We start from the raw sequence: 17,319 nt of genomic DNA on the forward strand, positions 1-17,319 counted from the left end.
AGGTGGAAAACTCAACATGCTCCGTGTTACTGACCGGCATTAGCAATAAAACATTTGGAGGCGTTTCTATGGAAGAAAGCGAAATAATAAACGGATTAACGAATGCGGTAGTCAATGGGAAGAAAGACCAGGCTGTGGAACTGGCAAACCAGGCACTTGCAGCTGGGATTGAACCTTACAAGGCGGTCATCGAGGGTCTTGCAAAGGGCATGGAAATTATGGGTGAGAAGTATGACTGTAAACAGGCATTTATGCCCCACCTCCTGATGGCCTCCAATGCAATGTATGGAGGAATGGATGTACTCACCCCTCACATGAAATTAGAAGGCGGTGCCAAAAGAGCAGTCCTTGTCATCGGCTCTGCAGAAGGAGATGTTCACGACATTGGTAAGAACCTTGTCAAGACCATGATGAGTGCAATGGGCTTTGAGGCCATTGACCTGGGTAAGGACGTACCGATAGGCAAGTTCACTGAGGCTGCTATCGAAAACAAAGCAGATGTCATATCTGTAAGCACACTTATGACCTCCACAATGGACAACATGGAGAAGATCGTAAAGAGCTTCACAGAGAAAGGAATCAGGGACAAGGTAAAGATCATTGTCGGTGGAGCCCCTATAACCCCTGACTATGCAGCTGAGATCGGAGCAGACACATCCAAGCCGGATGCAATGGAAGCTGCAAAGTGGGCAAAGGAAATCGTAAAGGATCTTCCTGACAACAGGTGGAGCTGAGTAGACAAACTGGAATTTATGTATGTAACTCATTACTGCATAAATTTCTATTTTCTTACATATGGGTCAAAGGCGAGAGTAACATCTGCTAATGCTTATCTGCAGTAAGAAAGATGCTTTACTCTCCCAAAAAAGTATTTTGCAGAAATGGATGGAATTGCTGCAGGCGCTGTCACATTCCTGCGAGATACACTTAACAAATCTATACCACTCATAGCTTGCTTTGCAGCAGGCAATACTAATATTATGCAATTATCACAGGAGTTCAGTTCAATGGTAACATACACCCCTAAAGAGAGATTGGCACGTGCTCTGACAGGAAAACCTGTTGACAGGATGCCTGCTGTCTCATTCACACAGACAGGCACGGTCGAACAGATGGAAGCAGCTGGCGCATTCTGGCCTGAAGCAAACGATAATGCAGAAACCATGGCAAAGCTTGCAGAAGCAGGCCACACTGTCGTGGGATTTGAAGCTGTGCGTGTCCCGTTCGACATCAGTGCAGAAGCTGAGTTCTTCGGCTGTGACATCAAGGCAGGCACAAAAGAACAGCAGCCATCTGTAAGCAGCCACTGTGTAAAAGATATGTCTGATGTCCAGAGACTGAAGAACTTTGACATAACTCAGGGCAGAGTAGCTACTATCTGCAAAGCGATAAAGATCCTTGCAGACAAGTATGGCAAGGAACTCCCTATCATGGCAAGCATGCTTGGTCCATTCTCCCTTGCACAGCACATGAACGGCGATGACTGGTTCATGGCAATAATGACAGATGAGGAATTCGCAACAGCACTGATGGATCTTGCAACAGAGTTCAACATTGCATACGCAAAGAAAATGGCTGAGAACGGTGCCGACACCATGGTCATCATCGACCCAACAGCAAGTGCAATGCTCATTGGTGACGAATATTACGAGAAATACGTAGTACCTGCGCACAGGAAAATCGTCGATGCAATGCATGAGATAAACGTACCGGTAGTGATCCACATCTGCGGTGACACAACAATGAGCCTGGAGCTTATGGAGTCTTCCGGTGTGGACGCCATCAGTGTTGACCAGAGCGTGGATATTGCAACCGCAAAGAGCAAGGTAAACAAGGCAATGATCATTGGAAACCTTGACCCGGTAGCAGTTCTCTGGAAAGGCACCCCGGATACAGTCAGGGAAGTTTCACAGAAAGCTATCGATGCAGGTGTCGACCTCCTTGCTCCTGGTTGTGGAATCGTAAGCAAGACGCCTAGCGTCAACCTTCAGGCAATGGTCGAATCCGCAAAGAACCGTAAATATTAAGATCAAAGATAATGCTCCGGACCCTTCTTTCATGTTCTTGGTCACCAAACCGTCCGGAGACATTATTTTTGTAGTCTGGGGGAGCCAGGGCTTGCAATCAAAGATGCATTCGGGTCTTCACCAGACTATCTACCTCCATCCATCCATCCATCCATCCCTGGCCAGTGAAATAACACTGGCCCATTTCCCATAACAGCAGACGGCCTTTCCAATATATCAAATGAAAGGTTTTACCCCAAATATATCATATGCAAATAAAACATAAAAGTGTGATCTGAATGTTATCAAAATTGATTAGATACCTTCCGTGGGAAAAAAATACAGTTGACCTAAATGTACCTTCTTTTCAATCATTAAACAGATCAATAGAAAAGAAAAGTCAAATCCTTTTTAACAATGTATGGTACTTTGCCATATTCATGCTCACGGTCATACTTGGTATCCTTGTGTTCTACAGGCACACGCAGAACGAGGTCATACCAGCCATAATACTTTCGATCTTGTGGGTGCTTTTCTGGAATAACAGTATGCTTAAAGGCAGGATGCTCCTGGTGATAGCATCTGCCTTTGGATATGTGCACGAACTTCTGGGCGTCCAGCATGGGTATTTCACATATCTTGGCGGAGCTATAGGCGGCGCTCCCATATGGCTGATTCCAGGCTATGGTGCTATATTCTGGTCTTCCTATAACCTGTGGAAGATATTCCAGGAAAGATATTCGCAACAACAATGGTTCCACAGAGTGAACTATTTCATAGTCGCAAGTGTGGCTTTAATGGTTGTGGCAGATTACGCCATTTTCGATCTCTCCCTGCAACCGATGGCAATACTTTTGAAGTTCTCCCTTGCACTCATGCTATTCAGTAGCCTTGATGGTCTGAGACTTGCATATTTTACGGGCTTCTTCACTGTCCTTACCGAGTTCACAGGAGAGATGCTGGGAACATGGATGCATCCTGATTTTTCGCTCTTCTCCCTGATGGCAGGATACGTGTTCCTTCTCTGGATATGCATCACGCTAAGTGAGGTGATAAAAGGTAAGAAAAAATGGGGCAAGATAGAGCCGGTAGCTGCTGTTTCTATAACATCATTCTATATATTGCTGCTACTTGGGATAGTAGCTGTTTAAACACAGGGATATGTAAATAAGCACGCATGAAGATGAAATGTCATGTATGAGGAAATCAGACGCGTATTCAATTTGCAGCAGGCAAAGTGGCCACAACTGGCCCGCCTGGATACCTCTGAGAGGATAGAGCGGTTGGTGCGTATTGACAACTATCTCCGTGATGAAAAGCACCTTTCTGAACTCTGCCAGGCCATGCATAAGGACTTCCGCAAGCCGGAAGTGGAGGTAATTGCTACAGAAGTTGGTGTTGTGCAGGCTCAGATATCCCATGTGAAAAAGCATCTCCGCCGCTGGATGAAGCCACGGAGGGTACCCACTCCCCTGCCACTTATCGGAACCCGCTCTCATATCCGGTACGAACCAAGAGGCTTGGTGCTAATTATATCTCCCTGGAATTTTCCCCTTAACCTGTCACTGGTACCGCTGGTCTACGCTATAGCTGCCGGTAATGCGGTCATGCTCAAACCCAGCGAAATATCGGCTCACACTTCATCATTCATAAAGCGCATGATGGATGAGCTTTTTGAAGAGAGTGAAGTTGCAGTCTTTGAAGGCGACGCATCAATTGCCAGTTCATTGCTTGACCAGCCATTCAATCATATCTTTTTCACAGGCAGTCCCAAAGTTGGCAAGATAATCATGACCAAGGCTGCCAGGCATCTCTGCAGCGTTACCCTGGAGCTTGGAGGAAAATCACCAGCCATTATAGATGAAACGGCAGACATCAGCCGGATAGCCCGGCGTGCTGCCTGGGCCAAGTCTGTCAACAACGGACAGACATGCATCACTCCGGATTACATATTTCTCCATGAATCAATAAGAGAGCCCTTTATCCGGGAATTCAGAACTGCACTGCAGCAATTATATGACCCGGACGGCAGGGGAATAAAACAATCCCCTGACTACTGTCGTATTGTCAGTGATGCGCACTTCATGAGGCTGAAGTCCCTTTATGAAGATGCGCTGGACAAAGGTGCAGGTGTTCTGGCTGGTGGTGAGTTCGATGAGTCCGACCGCTTCATTTCCCCTACCTTGCTTGACGGGATCACTGAGGATATGGACATTATGCAGGAAGAAATATTCGGTCCCCTGCTTCCGGTGCTGACATACAGCGACAGGACAGAAGTAAGGAATATAATAAACCGTCTCCCAAGACCACTTACTCTGTATATAGCCAGCCGGAACGAGAGCAACATCGAGTACTTCATGGAAAGCGTATCTGCTGGGGGGACTGTAATCAACGATTACATGTTGGGTTACAGCAATCCTTCCCTGCCCTTCGGAGGGATAAACAGCAGCGGAATTGGCAGGTCATTGGGTTTTCACTGCTTTACAGGCTTCTCCAACGAACGCAGCGTAATACACCGCAGGTGGGGATCATTGAGCATGATACACCCGCCATATAATGATCGTGTCAGAAAGCTTATCAAAACACTGTACAGGTGGATGTGAATATGCCTGGGCATAAAGACGAAGGGAAACTATGAAAGATGACAGGAAGACAGTGCTTATAACCGGCGGTTCCGGTGGGATAGGACTGGAGCTTGGCAAGCTTTTCGCAGCAGATGGCTACCGTTTGGTCCTTGTAGCGATGCCCGGTGAAGATCTTAAGCATGCGGGAAATATACTGCAGTCCATCAGTCCGTTCACCAATATCTTCCTGCTGGAAAAGGACCTGTCCCGGCCAGGAGCGGCAACAGAGGTATATGAGTTCACCCATGCCCATGACCTCACTGTAGACGTGCTGGTCAACTGCGCCGGTTTTGGCACTTACGGTCATGTCAATGAGATAGATATTGAAAGGGAGCTGGCCATGCTGCAACTGCATATCGGGACACTTTATCATCTTACAAGGCTCTACCTTCGGAAAATGGTAGAAAGGGATGATGGTCAGGTCATTAATATGTCCTCAATATCGGCCTTCCAGCCAAATCCGACTTTTGCAACTTATGGAGCCAGCAAGAGCTTCATACTCAACTTCAGCCGGGCCCTTAACTACGAATTAAGGGAACAGGGATCCGGAGTCAGGGTATTAGCTGTTTGTCCTACTGCTGTTAAAGGCACTGGTTTCCAGACAGCTGCAAGGATGGAGTGCTCCAGGGCATTCAGTTCCTGGATGGCTACAACACCCGCTATCGTGGCCCGCGACACGTACCGGGCTATGCAGCGTGGTAAGGATGTGGTGATACCGGGAAGGGGATTTGGCTTCGGACAGGCTCTGGTAAGCCTTCTCCCGGCAAGCTGGCAGATGAGGATATCCCGCTCCCAGCTGCGGGAAATAGAATCACTATAAGGACAAAACTTAGGTTTACAGTTAGAGGTTAAGCAGGTGATATAAGATGATAAACATTGATACGTTGTGCAATGAGAAAAACAACTGTATGCTATGCGGGAACAGGATAGTTCACTCCTGCCAGGCAACTACTGCAAAATGTCACTACTGCGGTGTTGAAGAAGAAGCTTATATCCAATGTAAGGACGGACATTATATCTGCAATGCCTGTCATTCGCAGGACGCACTCAAAGTCATTGAGAACATATGTCTGAGCACCGATATGCAGAACCCTGTAACACTGGCCGAGAAGATCATGAAGCATCCCAGTGTGCATATGCATGGACCGGAGCATCATGCACTTGTGCCCGCTGTCCTTATAGCAGCATACCAGAATTACACAGGGAAGAAGAAAGAAGCAGATATTTTAGAGGCCATCAAAAGAGGAAGCAAAGTTCCCGGCGGCTACTGCGGTATCTATGGAGCATGCGGTGCAGGAATTGGAGTTGGGATCGCTGTTTGTATACTGGCGGAAGCCACTCCGTATACACCTTCTGAGCGCTCTCATGCAAACTGGGCTACATCAGGGACCCTGAGGTGCATTGCAGATGCAGGAGGAGCCAGGTGCTGCAAAAAAGCAACCCGTATCTCTCTGAGAAAAGGAGTGGCATATCTGTCAGATATGTTTGGCCTGCTGTGGTATGAGAATCTGGACTTGTCTGCGAAATGTAATTACACAAAGTACAATAAAGAATGCGACGAGAACTGTGAATATAAGGACAGATCTGGGATTGATAACAATTAAAATTATCACTATCTACTTAATCCATTAGTCTGCCAAATATATGGCCTTTTAGCATTGAGAATTCCTGGGTGCCTGTCAATGACAGTTGGCGGGGACGCTCAAAAGGTACAGTTATCTCTTCAATGATCCTGCCTGGCCTTTTACTCATGATGCAGATGCGATCTGACATTAACAGAGCTTCTTCCACATCGTGTGTGATGAAAACAACTGTGTGCCTATAGTTTTCCCAGAGACCAAGCAGCAATTGCTGCATGCTGTAACGTGTCTGGGCATCCAATGCTGCGAATGGTTCATCCATAAGCAGGACCTTAGGCCTTAATACAAGTGCACGTGCCAGGGCAGCCCTTTGCTGCATGCCACCGGATAACTGGGAAGGATAATAGTCCCAAAAACCGTCAAGTCCTACAGCTCTTATATATTCAGAAGCTATCTCTTCTGCTTCGTTCCTGCCGTTCTTCCTTAGTTTCAGCCCGTAAAGGATATTGTCCTTAACGCTGAGCCATGGAAACAGTACAGGTGACTGGAACACTACTGCTCTTTCGGGAGAAGGTTCTCTTATGCGTTCGCCGCAACAGGCTGCATGACCGCTGTCCGCAGGCTCAAATCCTGCAAGGATATTAAGGAATGTGGATTTACCGCAGCCGCTTGGGCCTAGTATACTGACGAACTCACCTTCCCTGATCTCAAAACGGATATCCTCCAGAACCTTTAAAGAGTCATGCTCGCCGGGGCGGGAAAAACTTTTGTTTATTCCTTCTGCTGACAGGTTCGTGCGTTGCATGACTTTCATTCTTTGTTCTCCTCCCTTAGCAGGTCCAGCCTTTTAAAAGAACCGACGAGTATCATATCGCTGATGCGGCCAAACAATCCTATGAATATCATAGAGACCAGGATCATCTCTGCGTGTCCCAGCATCCGGGCATCCATCATCACCGCACCCAGTCCATATGTCACACCTGTAAGCTCACCCAATACCAGATAGGCCCAGGAGATGCCCAAACCCAGCCTTAGTCCGGCCAGAGTGGAAGGCAGGGATGCTGGTATGATGACCGTAGTGAATATCGTCAGCTTATTGGCACCCAGCATCCTCCCTGCACGGATGAGTAAAGGAGGTACTGAAGAGGCCCCCTGGGCTGCATTCACATATATCGGGAAAAAGGCTGCCAGTGAAATGAGAAACAGGGTTGTGTTCTCTCCCACGCCAAACCAGACCATGGCTATGGGCAACCACCCAATGCCGGGAATGATACGGATAAGATGTACAGTAGAATCAAGAGAACTCTTTGCAAGGGATATACGCCCTGTCAGAAAACCCAGGGGAAGTCCCACAGCAACGGCCAGACCAAAACCCATCGCCACTCTTTGAACGCTGGCAAGGGTATGTACTAAGAGTGTCCCTGCATAAGGTGTTAGATTCGCATGCCCGGTAGCAAAATCGACTGCCACGCGAACCAGGTTCGATGGCGAGGGAATAAGATATGCCGGCACTCCTCCCTCCAGAGTCACAAGATACCATGCGGTAAATATCAATGCTGGAAGAACGAATCCTATATAGTCCACTTTCCAGTTACTTACTGTCATGCGGTTTCACTGTTTTGAAGATCATTGCGTGCCTGTTCCACAAAGCTCCGATCAAAGAGGACATCCATATCCGGTACTTGAGTGATCATGCCAAGTTCCTTCATCCTTAAGGCAAGCTGCTCTGCCTGGATTACATAAGATTCATCCATATACCATGCAAGCTCCATGTTATCCTGTGCAATCCTCAGCACCTCAGGGTCAGTTCCAAACTCTGAGGACATAATGATCCATTCATCCTGATTTGCATTGAGGTGTTCCGTAGCTCTTGCATGGGCTGTCACCAATGCCTGTATCCTTTCCCTGTCATTCTCTATCATGCTCCTGGTTGTGAGCATGCCTGCATTGATTGTTCCCACGCTTTCTCCATAGTAAGGATAAACAAGCACACGCCCGTATCCATTCACAATCGCCAGGGACGGATAAGGTTCACCACTGCAGAAAGCATCCACAGTACCCTGTGACAAGGCCTGTCCCATATCAAAGAAGTCGATACGTTGAAGGGTCACGTCTTTTTCGGGGTCTAGTCCTGCCTGCTCCAGTGTTTCAAGCAAAAGTACATGATGCATGGTTCCCGGCACATAGGCTATTTTTTTGCCCCTCAGGTCTGCAGGCGTGTTGATGTCGGAATCATTCCTCACTACAATTGCAGAGCACTTGTTAGCAAGCCCGCTCACAACAACCACCGGCTCATCCTTAGAAGCAGCCGTGATTGCAAGTGCTATTGTCGTACCTGTCATATCCAGGCTTCCCGCAAGCAGTGCAGCTTTCTGGTCACCGGGATTTGTGAAGGGGAGCACTTCTACCGAATACCTGTCGTCAATGTAGTCCTGATAGAGGAAAGGCTGTATGGTCTGTGCGGTCTTCCATGTTCCTACTTTTATTTTTTCTGTACCTTCAGATGCATGGCCTGTGCACCCGGATGCCAGAAGGGATAAAAAAAGGATGAACAGCATGCATAACATGGAGACGCGTTTTTGCATTCAGTTCTCCCTCCCGGAGTAAAATCCATATCCTGCATTCGTGAAATAATCCCTGGCAGTTTCCAGGCCGAAACCATGCCATTCAGTCTTACAGTCAGCACCTTCCCTTGGGATGGCTCCGGTCTCGACAACAACCACATTAGCACCCCATTCCACAGCAAGCCTTGAGGGAGGATGTGCGCATATGTCCGGTGCATGATAGCCGGCAGCCAGACGTGTCACAGCTACTATCTGTGCATGTCTTCGCTCCGAAATTTGAGGATAATCACTTAGAGGCGTGCCGGGAAGAGGTACCCTTGCCATAACACCACACAGTCTGGCATTATACTCCATTGCTGTCAGGAAGACGTCGGCAATTTCGGAGTTCGTGTGTTCTGTGCCAACAGGCTCGACAAGGTAGGCAAGGTCCAGCGGAGAACTGTTTACAGAAGCAAGGGTTGCGATCCTGTCTTCTGGTTTGAATCTCGTATTTATGCCTTCGCGCAGCCGGATAGTATGATATACCATCTGCGCCCCCGCGCCGGACAGGATTTCTGCTTCTGTCTCGTTGAACTCACCCGTATTGACAACGATCTGGTACTCTCCCGGAATTGAAGCCCTGATATCCCTGACAACCTGGGTCAGTCTTTCAATCCCGTAAAACTGCGTAGTCCGTAAAGTTATCCATCTGGCTCCATGGGAAACGAATTGGCGGACCAGTTCTATAATCTCCCGGGAGTCCCGTTCGCTTTCATCCTTCACAATTCCCCATTTACGGCCAAACGCACAGAAATCACAGTTCATAGCACATTTCTTATAATCAACACCAATTGAAGCCCAGACACTCCCGCTGTTCCCTGTGACCACGGCAGCAACTTCCCTTGCCACCTTTCCTAGAATTTCCGCATCCTTTGAATCCGGGTCTATCTCCAGTAGAGCGATTATATCATCCCGGTTCAACCTTTCACCTTTCAATGCTTTTTCTTTTGATCTCTGGATAAGGTCTAAATCAGACAATCTTACTCACCACTTTTGTTTTAACGTATTTGCTTAAGTCAACAGAACTTTTCAGCTTTTTTTTCTCAGAGTAACACGATACAGTTTCTTAGGCAATTCTCCTTCTTTGAATTCCGTAATATCCAATACATCATGGCCTTCCGACAGAAGGTCCACCTTTTCTCTGCTCAGGAAATGCACGATGAATCCTCCCTGAATCTCCCACATATCCTCACCTCTGTGGATACCGGTCCCGTACTGGGGATCATTTGTATGTCTTGTGGTGAATATGTTCAGTCCTCCGGGCTTAAGGACCCTCCTGACCTCTGCCGAAAGTGAGCGTAATTCAGAAATTGTCAAGGGCATACAGTAAAGCATATGAGAATAGCATGCATCGAATGTGCCATCCTCAAAAGGCAGCCTGTTCCTGACATCATGCTGCATGGGAGTTACAGAACCTGATACTGAGGACTCACTGGCTTTCTCCTTCAAGGATTTGATTCCTTTTTCGCAATAGTCAAGGGCAGTTACATCAAAACCATTCATTGCAAAAAACAGGGTATCTCTTCCCTGTCCAAAACCAAGCTCAAGGACTTTTGTCTTGCCTTCTTCCTTCAACAGCCGAGCTGCCCACCGGGCCGGACTGCTTGGGTCCTCGCCAAACATGGAAGCATTGATTGAAAATACGCACTCCCAATGTTGCTGTTGTCTGCTCAGGATGTCTTTATCTATATCCGTTCCTCTCTGGTTCACTGCATCACTTCCACAAAAAAGCATCAGAACGGTAGAGCCGTCCCATGAAAAAATGTTCATAACATTCGTTTCTGAAAGAAAGATTAAGAAAGGAACCGGAGTCCCTCCCTTGAGATATGAGCTCTCAGAAGTTTATTCTCTTTATATCACTTATCCGCTGGTCAAAGCAGGCGCCACAATTGCACGGCTCGTCAATGAGAGCTGTGATATCCCTTGTCCTGTAGCGGATAAGGGGCATACACCTTCTCCGGAGGGTTGTGACAACAAGCTCTCCTTCCTCACCGGGAGGTAGCTGTTTCCCGGTTTTTGGGTCAATGACCTCAACCAGGAAATCCGGGTTGTTGAGATGGAAACCATCCTGCTCAGAGCATTCGATTGCATTGGCCAGCCCAAGTTCTGTCATGCCCCACTGCCTTAGGGTCTTGCAGCCCCATACGCTCTCTATATCCTCCCTCATGGAAGGTGTCAGGGGTTCGGATGAGCAGATTATGGTCTTTATTCCCATTTCTCCGGGCTTTATAAGCTCACGGACGGCCTTTGAGAGGTCATGCAGGAAGGATGATGTCCCAATGATAAGAGTCGTTCCTGACTCCCTCATGGTCCTTAACTGATCGTCCGCATCCAGGGAATCATTAATTACCGACTTATAACCGGCAAGGGCACAGGCCTTACTGAGTACAAGACCGGGGTCCCAGGTGGCTGTTATGGTGGGATACATTATCTGCAATGTATCTTCTTTAGAGTCCATTCCTGCCATTTTCAGGCCCGAGATGACCGAGTCGACAATTTCCAGCAGTTCGTCCTGGGTGTACGCCATTCTTTTGAGCATGTTGGTGGTGCCGGAACTCGTAAACTCCCTGGCTATCTCCTTTCTTGATACGCAAAGGAAATGATACGGATGCTCAGCCAACAATTGCTGCTCGGTCAGTGGCAGTTTCTCCAGGTCCTCATATCCGGTAATCTGAGAAGGGTCGATACCTGCTTTTTCGTAAATCTCTTTATAATAGGGACTATTCTCCAGTACATACGCCATCAATTGCCTGAACTTTATGAGCTTGTACTCATTGATGTAATTCCTGTCAAGTTCCCTCTGGCCAAAGAACTCTTTCAACTCCCGATTGTTCTTCACGTCATTCCTTATCTTGGCCAGACCCCATTGTTCAAGAGGATTCCCGGTCCCGCCTTCTATTTTCCGGGACTCCAGTCTCCTTTTTGCTATATTCATCCGAACAGCAGTATTGATCTTTGCAGAAAGACTCATTTTACGCCTCCTGTTTTCCTCATAAAAGAAAAATAAAGATTAAGTGGCATTCCTGTAAAGGAACTTGCCGTCACAATCGGTCATATTGTAGTTGCAGAAGGGAACAAACCTTCCATCACGTGTCACCACATGTATGCAGCAGTTCTCCACTCTTTCTTTCTCGTATGACCAGACGTCCTGGAATGCCATTGTTGAGATGGTTAAATAGCTGTTCCTGCTCATCTCGATAAAGTCCGCCCATCCTCCGCCCAGGCGGGAGTTCTTTGGAAGGATATCAGTGATAGGCTTTTCACAGCATGAGCCTTTCACGGTCAGCTGGCTTAGAGGCTTCTCGCAGCATGAGCTCTTAATAAGCAGATCACCGCATGAGGATTTCTGAGCATCCTTCTCAGAACCTCTCCACCTGCCCATGATAGACTTCTTTGTTTTGCTTGCCACATCAGAAGCGGATTTGAGTGCTCCCAGTGAGACATTGGTCAGTGGCAGGAAGCCATTGCTGTCGATGACTGTCAGGCAGGTTGCTCCGCAATGGGCATGAGGCATCAGTGAAGGTGTGAAATTCTCAACCTTCAGCTGGCCCCTGGTCTGCTTCTCGATCTCCCGGAGAAGTTCCAGAATGGTGATCCTTCCTTCACGACCTGAAGGTGCACGGCCGGAATAGAATACAGGCTGGAAGTGCACGCCTCTTACGGTCGGAACCCTGCTGCCTGCAAACTCTATGATCCTGCCGACTTCGTGCAGGTTATAGTTCTTAGCCACAAGGGGCACAAGAACGACGCCGATGCCGGCCTTCTCGCATCTGTTGATGACCTCGGACTTTATGTCAAAGAGCTTCTTTCCGGTCCTTTTCATATAAATATCATCTGATACGCCATCAAATCCAAGATAGATAGCATCTATACCTGCTGAGGCGATCTTATCAAAATAATCCTGGTCGCTGGCGATTCTGCGACCATTGGTATTCAATTCTATGTGGTTGATGCCTACTTCCTTTCCCATCCTTATTATCTCAGGCAGGTCGTCCCTCATAGTGGGTTCTCCTCCTGATATCTGTATGCAGGTTGGTTCGTTCTGGCATTTCTTCACGGTTTCGAACATGAACCTTATTGTTTCCATATCGGGATCAAGGCTCTTATCCATTGAAGAGCTGGCAAAACAATAAGCGCACCCCATGTCGCACCTGTCAGTTACTTCCACAACTGCCAGGCAGGTATCCTGTTTATGAGAGGGACAGAGGCCGCAGTCGAAGGGGCAGCCTTTTTCTACATCAGTTAAGGATGCCCTGGCACGTGACCTATTAACCTCGAAACATTCCTCCATTTGTCGGTAGTGACCTATATCTTCAGATATAAGGGTTGTAAAACTACCATGGTCAGGGCACTCCTTCTTTATGTAGACTTGTCCGTTCTCTGCATACTTGATGCCGCCTATTTTTCCAAGGCATTCCGGACAAAGGCTTTCTACTGTGCTTATCGGTTCCATCTGTTCCCTCTCTGGTTGGTTGTGTAATCTACCTGAGAATCCTTCTGATCCTCAGATAATTTTAAGCTCTCTTTTCTTCAAGAATCGCTTCTGCTGTTTTGAGTGTTGACTTTGCCATGCCTGCTGATACATACATTTCGCCGCATTTAGCACAGACAAGACCGGGGCCGGGCCTGGTGACTCCCAGGTAGCTCATGTCAACGTTTCTCTCCAGTGCAACCTCTCCACACTTTGCACATATCCAGTCGCTTGCGTCATCATATTCCACAGGCTTGATCTCTCCTCCGGTAATACCGAGGATGTTCATTTTGTGGGTGTAGACATCAAGCAGTTCAGATGCAGAGTAGACAGCGTAGATGGTTAGATTCTCAGACGCACCCTTTGCAATACAGGTGTTCCCGTCCTTTGACTTGAGTTTTTGCCCGCTGGATTCCGAATTCTTGATAATATCCAGGATCTCCTCTTTCCTCACGCCGTTGTCCTTCAATAAATTGTCCGCTTGTTCAGTTATCTTTATATCCATAAGAAACCCTCATTATTTTATACTGTTATTATTCATCCCCTGTTTCAGAACTTCTCATACTTTCCGAAATCCTTGGCAGCTCTTACCAGTGCGTGGACGTTAACAGGTGGTGCGTTGGTCGGACATTCGCATGCAGTTCCCAGGATGAATCCTCTCGGACTGTCCTTACCGGCGATTACCTGTTCCTTGGCCTGTGCATAGACCTGTGCAGGTGTACCGCGGTCAATCAGCTTTGTATCAACAGTTCCGAAGCAGGTGCACCGGTCTCCGAAGTTCTCTACAAGCTTTGATGTTGGGAATATGTTCTGTCCGTCGTATCCTATCTGGACAATGGTGAAGGGGCTCATTGGTGCATCCTTCCACAGATCGAAATCATCGGTGTGGTTACCACAGAGATGGTAATAGACACCAGGACCTGCGCCTGCATTGAGGACTTTCCTGACAGCTCTGGATACCGGCTGGTAACTGAACCTCTTGATCTGCTCCCTGTCCATGAGGTCACCACTTGCTATTACTGAGCCGGTGATCATGACGTTGGCTCCATATCTTTCAGCAGTGGCCCTGCATGCATTGACCATGTGGTCTCCGGCCTTTACACAAAGCTTGTCAACAAGTTCAGGCTCTGTGATCATCCACATGAAGACATCTTCGATGGAAGCCCAGTTAGTAGCCACTTCCATGGTACCACCCAGCTGGGTGATCGGGGCGAACATCTGTGGGTATTCGTTCTTTACTGTGTCGAGCGCTTTGTAGTGTGTTGTGAGTGTCGGGCCTTTCACAAGGTCCTCTGTGCTTAGCACTTCAAAGTTATCGACATCTTCAGCGGTCTTTATCGGACGGTTTGTGATGCCTGGAGGAGCGTTGGTCTGGATCTTTATTTCAGCTCCATAGTCGGCTCCCCAGTAATCCGCATACAGGTAGTGACCAACCGGAGTGACATCATAGAGTTCACAGGCGCCACATACCATTCTTACTGCTTCATCAGGATTTGAATAGAAATATCCTGCGTTCTTTCTGTACAGAGTAGCTGCGTGTGACAGAATGATGGGGTCCACGATAACTCTATCCGATGGCTTGTCCACCCACGGTGTCGTCCATAAGCTTCCTGCCTTTCCTAGCCAATCTGAATCTATTGGGATATAATCTTGTGCTGGCATACTTTATCACCAATCTTTTGTTGTTACGGGTTAGGGAATGGTGAAAATAGTAAACTTTTTCCATCCATAACCACCAATTTGAAATCAAATCTTTTTACAGTCAATCATGCAAATTATGAATTTGTCATTATTGACAATAATTGGTATCTGGACGTAGATATATATAATAACTCATGGTAATTAGTCAATGCCATTATTATTATCAATTGCATGTTCAAGGTTTGAATTGTAGTTTTTGCCGAGAGCATATTCTTAAACTAAAGCAGTCAGGAAAACCCCGGCAGGAAAAAAATTAACACCTTCGATAATATCGAGACCATGAATGATACAGATACAGTATATATTTATTACAAAACAAAATGCACATAAAAGAAAAACAGAGGAACAGAAAAATAATGTCTTTGCAGTACCCTTCGAATACCTGTACGAATTTGCACACACTTTTAGGATGAATCCCTTGCAAAGTTCTTATTGATATCTTAAAAATGGAATCCCGAATATCTCATTTGACTTTTTCAGCTATTTGTTTATATTGCTCAAAAAGGTCCATTCCCCAATGGCGTGCAGGATCTTCAAAACTGATGACCTTTTTGTGATCGAATATTCCCTGCTTATTAAAGAATGCGATAAGCATAAGGTCATCTGTTATTGACAGAGCACCTAAACGAACAGTATTATCGTCGCATATGAACATATTGGAACTGGGAGAATCCATCATTGCTTCATACTGCTCTGTGTACTCTTCTTTTAACCGGGTATATACGGATCTTGTCAATATCAGGTCAAATTCCACTTCTTTTTTCGCAAGTTCGGCATAATTCATGGGGCAACTCGGACAGAAATAAGAATAGAATGTCGATGCCTTCGTGGATTGCTTCAGACTAAGACATAACTGCTTAGGAGGCTCAAAAAGGTGGTTGAGATCAGGCTGATACACCATTATTTGCCCAAGATCGCCAATCCTGTCAAGCAAGGGATCAGGTATAGCACTCATATCCCTGCTTTCCCAGTACTCTTTATTCTCCTCAAGGACATTCAGCGCTTCCATCAGGGGCTTTATCTTTCGTAGTATGATCTTCCCGATGTAGGTCAGACTGTATTCATCAGATGTCTGTTCAATGAGACCCTGCTCAAGAAGGATTTTCATCTGGGCCATTATTGCACTGGTCGTTCCTGTAAGGGAATCCTTTATCTCATCTATAGTGGCTGGCCGCTCCATTAACATAAGGAGAGTGTTTTTCCTTTTTTCAGAAAGAAACACTGTACTTATCAGTTCTGTTTTCATTATTGCCTCTTGAGTCGTGATCCGCAGTGATCATCTAAAACACGGTACTTGTTTTGCACATTGCCAGAGTTACCGTTTCATCAAATGTATGCCTGCCTCCCAAGTGATCATGTGACAGATATCCAAATTGAGAACTATCAACAATTGATTTATCAATAATTGATCTTATTCCTTTTTTCACGCCGTTAACTCTCATTTTGCTTCAATTTACTGTGAGTTATTTAAATCTACAACATTAAGCAGACATAACCATAAGTAGACATCTACCTTATAATTAGTTAGTCTTATCGTCGATGAATCATGACTGATATAAGGTCATTCCGGGATGCTTATAACATTTACTGTCTCAAGCACTAACCAGTGAACTTAGTTTGAACTGCTTCTTAGTTTTCATTGGCAGTTAAATCCTATTCAGTCATGTTACGGATATATTAGAAATATGTACATATAGGATATTTAAAAATGTATCGTTGGCCTTTTAAGAGGCGTGTATGTAATCCTTAGAACAGGGGAAGTAAATTAGCAGGTATAGATTGTTAAATTCCAGAAAATATTGTAGGTGCTCCGATCGGGATTCGAACCCGAGTCTTCGGCTCGAAAGGCCGGAATGATTGGCCGGACTACACTATCGGAGCACGTCGATTTCGCTCTAGATGAGCGACTCCAACATAGTACATATCAGTATTAAAGCTTTCGCCCGGATCAGTATATTTCTTCCTGTTCTTCACCTTTTTCAAGATTCATTACCCAGAATGTGAGCTTTTCACAGCTTTCCGGCTGGCATGCATCCCTGCAGCCTGCGCAGGGGGAGAATACCTCCCCTGCCATGAGTAACTCAAAAACCGGCTTCTTCTCCTCTTTCACTTTCAGGAGATATGTCCTGGCACCATTGGACACGGCCTGCTCACGGATAATGAGCTCGTCCTCCAGAAGCTTGGAAATAACCCTGGAACATTTACGGCTGTCGATATCCAGCATTTTCCATAGTTGATTCTGAAAAACGCCACCCTCCTGAGAGCGAATGACATTGAGAGCAGTTTCTTCAATACTCATATCAATTTACCAATACAGTATTAATTAATTTTATA

General features: G+C 46.5%; 17 protein-coding genes and 1 tRNA gene. 6 read left to right on the forward strand and 12 right to left on the reverse strand.

Annotation, left to right across the window (positions count from 1 at the left end; genetic code table 11):
- The first annotated feature begins 68 nt into the window (after window positions 1-68).
- The 6 genes from QZZ22_RS09770 to QZZ22_RS09795 all read left to right on the forward strand — a co-directional run bounded on the left by QZZ22_RS09770 (window position 69) and on the right by QZZ22_RS09795 (window position 6,234).
- Window positions 69-734, forward strand: coding sequence for a corrinoid protein (locus tag QZZ22_RS09770; protein WP_292464386.1), 666 nt, complete (start codon window positions 69-71; stop codon window positions 732-734).
- Window positions 735-1,007: 273 nt separating this feature from the next.
- Window positions 1,008-2,027, forward strand: coding sequence for a methylcobamide:CoM methyltransferase MtbA (gene mtbA / locus QZZ22_RS09775; protein WP_292464799.1), 1,020 nt, complete (start codon window positions 1,008-1,010; stop codon window positions 2,025-2,027).
- Between the two features lie 419 nt (window positions 2,028-2,446).
- The gene (locus QZZ22_RS09780) at window positions 2,447-3,157 is read left to right on the forward strand and encodes a hypothetical protein (RefSeq protein ID WP_292464387.1); all 711 of its coding nucleotides are present in this window, start codon (window positions 2,447-2,449) and stop codon (window positions 3,155-3,157) included.
- A 42-nt stretch (window positions 3,158-3,199) separates the two neighbouring features.
- The gene (locus QZZ22_RS09785; RefSeq protein ID WP_292464389.1) at window positions 3,200-4,609 is read left to right on the forward strand and encodes an aldehyde dehydrogenase family protein; all 1,410 of its coding nucleotides are present in this window, start codon (window positions 3,200-3,202) and stop codon (window positions 4,607-4,609) included.
- Between the two features lie 31 nt (window positions 4,610-4,640).
- Window positions 4,641-5,450 carry an SDR family NAD(P)-dependent oxidoreductase gene (locus QZZ22_RS09790; protein WP_292464391.1) on the forward strand — a complete coding sequence of 270 codons (810 nt, stop codon included), beginning with the start codon at window positions 4,641-4,643 and terminating at the stop codon, window positions 5,448-5,450.
- A gap of 46 nt (window positions 5,451-5,496) precedes the next feature.
- Window positions 5,497-6,234: a DUF5714 domain-containing protein gene (locus QZZ22_RS09795; RefSeq protein ID WP_292464394.1), complete on the forward strand. Its 738-nt coding sequence runs from the start codon at window positions 5,497-5,499 to the stop codon at window positions 6,232-6,234.
- Between the two features lie 16 nt (window positions 6,235-6,250).
- Here QZZ22_RS09795 and QZZ22_RS09800 read toward each other — a convergent pair whose 3' ends face one another.
- The 12 genes from QZZ22_RS09800 to QZZ22_RS09855 form a co-directional block, all read right to left on the reverse strand.
- A complete protein-coding gene (locus QZZ22_RS09800; RefSeq protein WP_292464395.1) occupies window positions 6,251-7,024 on the reverse strand; it encodes an ABC transporter ATP-binding protein in 774 nt (257 codons plus the stop codon).
- On the reverse strand, window positions 7,021-7,815 hold the full coding sequence (locus QZZ22_RS09805) for an ABC transporter permease (protein WP_292464396.1): 795 nt from the start codon (window positions 7,813-7,815) through the stop codon (window positions 7,021-7,023). Before QZZ22_RS09805 ends, QZZ22_RS09800 begins: the two co-directional genes overlap by 4 nt.
- On the reverse strand, window positions 7,812-8,795 hold the full coding sequence (locus QZZ22_RS09810) for an ABC transporter substrate-binding protein (RefSeq protein ID WP_292464398.1): 984 nt from the start codon (window positions 8,793-8,795) through the stop codon (window positions 7,812-7,814). The genes QZZ22_RS09805 and QZZ22_RS09810 overlap by 4 nt, the downstream gene beginning before the upstream one ends.
- On the reverse strand, window positions 8,796-9,791 hold the full coding sequence (locus QZZ22_RS09815) for a radical SAM protein (RefSeq protein ID WP_292464399.1): 996 nt from the start codon (window positions 9,789-9,791) through the stop codon (window positions 8,796-8,798).
- A 51-nt stretch (window positions 9,792-9,842) separates the two neighbouring features.
- A complete protein-coding gene (locus QZZ22_RS09820) occupies window positions 9,843-10,583 on the reverse strand; it encodes a class I SAM-dependent methyltransferase (protein WP_292464400.1) in 741 nt (246 codons plus the stop codon).
- A 64-nt stretch (window positions 10,584-10,647) separates the two neighbouring features.
- Window positions 10,648-11,784, reverse strand: coding sequence for an AMP-binding protein (locus QZZ22_RS09825; RefSeq protein ID WP_292464401.1), 1,137 nt, complete (start codon window positions 11,782-11,784; stop codon window positions 10,648-10,650).
- Between the two features lie 39 nt (window positions 11,785-11,823).
- Window positions 11,824-13,266 (reverse strand): radical SAM protein, encoded by a 1,443-nt coding sequence (locus QZZ22_RS09830; RefSeq protein ID WP_292464403.1) that lies wholly within the window; start codon window positions 13,264-13,266, stop codon window positions 11,824-11,826.
- 61 nt (window positions 13,267-13,327) lie between these two features.
- Window positions 13,328-13,789, reverse strand: a complete 462-nt coding sequence (locus tag QZZ22_RS09835) for a hypothetical protein (RefSeq protein ID WP_292464405.1) — start codon at window positions 13,787-13,789, stop codon at window positions 13,328-13,330.
- Window positions 13,790-13,833: 44 nt separating this feature from the next.
- A complete protein-coding gene (locus tag QZZ22_RS09840; protein ID WP_292464406.1) occupies window positions 13,834-14,946 on the reverse strand; it encodes a uroporphyrinogen decarboxylase family protein in 1,113 nt (370 codons plus the stop codon).
- A gap of 502 nt (window positions 14,947-15,448) precedes the next feature.
- Complete coding sequence (locus QZZ22_RS09845; protein ID WP_292464407.1) at window positions 15,449-16,231, reverse strand: winged helix-turn-helix domain-containing protein; 783 nt, start codon at window positions 16,229-16,231, stop codon at window positions 15,449-15,451.
- Window positions 16,232-16,791: 560 nt separating this feature from the next.
- Window positions 16,792-16,866 (reverse strand) — tRNA-Glu (locus QZZ22_RS09850).
- A gap of 67 nt (window positions 16,867-16,933) precedes the next feature.
- On the reverse strand, window positions 16,934-17,284 hold the full coding sequence (locus QZZ22_RS09855; RefSeq protein WP_292464408.1) for an Lrp/AsnC family transcriptional regulator: 351 nt from the start codon (window positions 17,282-17,284) through the stop codon (window positions 16,934-16,936).
- Between the last annotated feature and the right edge of the window lie 35 nt (window positions 17,285-17,319).

It is taken from the genome of Methanolobus sp. (assembly GCF_016278365.1).
Taxonomy (GTDB): domain Archaea; phylum Halobacteriota; class Methanosarcinia; order Methanosarcinales; family Methanosarcinaceae; genus Methanolobus.

Coding starts and splice junctions, on each gene's coding strand:
- QZZ22_RS09810 (WP_292464398.1), bottom strand. CDS start 8,795: ATGCAAAAACGCGTCTCCATGTTATGCATGCTGTTCATCCTTTTTTTA.
- QZZ22_RS09770 (WP_292464386.1), top strand. CDS start 69: ATGGAAGAAAGCGAAATAATAAACGGATTAACGAATGCGGTAGTCAAT.
- QZZ22_RS09840 (WP_292464406.1), bottom strand. CDS start 14,946: ATGCCAGCACAAGATTATATCCCAATAGATTCAGATTGGCTAGGAAAG.
- QZZ22_RS09805 (WP_292464396.1), bottom strand. CDS start 7,815: ATGACAGTAAGTAACTGGAAAGTGGACTATATAGGATTCGTTCTTCCA.
- QZZ22_RS09845 (WP_292464407.1), bottom strand. CDS start 16,231: ATGAAAACAGAACTGATAAGTACAGTGTTTCTTTCTGAAAAAAGGAAA.
- QZZ22_RS09855 (WP_292464408.1), bottom strand. CDS start 17,284: ATGAGTATTGAAGAAACTGCTCTCAATGTCATTCGCTCTCAGGAGGGT.
- QZZ22_RS09835 (WP_292464405.1), bottom strand. CDS start 13,789: ATGGATATAAAGATAACTGAACAAGCGGACAATTTATTGAAGGACAAC.
- QZZ22_RS09795 (WP_292464394.1), top strand. CDS start 5,497: ATGATAAACATTGATACGTTGTGCAATGAGAAAAACAACTGTATGCTA.
- mtbA (WP_292464799.1), top strand. CDS start 1,008: ATGGTAACATACACCCCTAAAGAGAGATTGGCACGTGCTCTGACAGGA.
- QZZ22_RS09820 (WP_292464400.1), bottom strand. CDS start 10,583: ATGAACATTTTTTCATGGGACGGCTCTACCGTTCTGATGCTTTTTTGT.
- QZZ22_RS09780 (WP_292464387.1), top strand. CDS start 2,447: ATGCTCACGGTCATACTTGGTATCCTTGTGTTCTACAGGCACACGCAG.
- QZZ22_RS09785 (WP_292464389.1), top strand. CDS start 3,200: ATGTATGAGGAAATCAGACGCGTATTCAATTTGCAGCAGGCAAAGTGG.
- QZZ22_RS09790 (WP_292464391.1), top strand. CDS start 4,641: ATGAAAGATGACAGGAAGACAGTGCTTATAACCGGCGGTTCCGGTGGG.
- QZZ22_RS09800 (WP_292464395.1), bottom strand. CDS start 7,024: ATGAAAGTCATGCAACGCACGAACCTGTCAGCAGAAGGAATAAACAAA.
- QZZ22_RS09830 (WP_292464403.1), bottom strand. CDS start 13,266: ATGGAACCGATAAGCACAGTAGAAAGCCTTTGTCCGGAATGCCTTGGA.
- QZZ22_RS09825 (WP_292464401.1), bottom strand. CDS start 11,784: ATGAGTCTTTCTGCAAAGATCAATACTGCTGTTCGGATGAATATAGCA.